The organism is Affinundibacterium flavidum, from assembly GCF_014284175.1.
Lineage (GTDB): Bacteria > Pseudomonadota > Gammaproteobacteria > Burkholderiales > Burkholderiaceae_D > Undibacterium > Undibacterium flavidum.
Genome location: NZ_JACOGA010000061.1, coordinates 1 through 330, shown reverse-complemented (window position 1 = coordinate 330; position 330 = coordinate 1). Strand labels below are relative to the sequence as shown.

Annotated in this window: 1 protein-coding gene; it reads right to left on the bottom strand. The window is 43.6% G+C overall.

All coding sequences use genetic code 11. The annotated features are described in order from the left end of the window. Positions 1-247 (bottom strand): IS110 family transposase (locus H8K55_RS21360; RefSeq protein WP_186944263.1); only part of this gene is annotated, 247 nt, incomplete at its 3' end. Positions 248-330 lie beyond the last annotated feature (83 nt).

Here is a 330-nt window from a genome sequence, read left to right as displayed (position 1 = left end):
GGTTGATGACACTGACGGGAAACTTTTGTTCTGCAAAATAGTACGCGACAGCTTCCCAATAAATGCCTGTCGCCTCCATACAAACATGCGCGATAGAAGCGCCTTGTTTGCCGAGCCAAATACTCAACTCTTTAAATCCTTGTTGATTATTCTGAATCACTTTGTGACGAAATTTTCCTGTCGTGAGGCGTAAAGTGCAATCCAATTTAGCCTTCGCAACATCAATTCCTAAATAAAACTCCTGCATACAAATCCTCTGATAATCTACCTTGTGAATACGGGCTGCCAGCATGCTGGGCCAAAGATACTGTCCGATTTTTAGACGAGGGG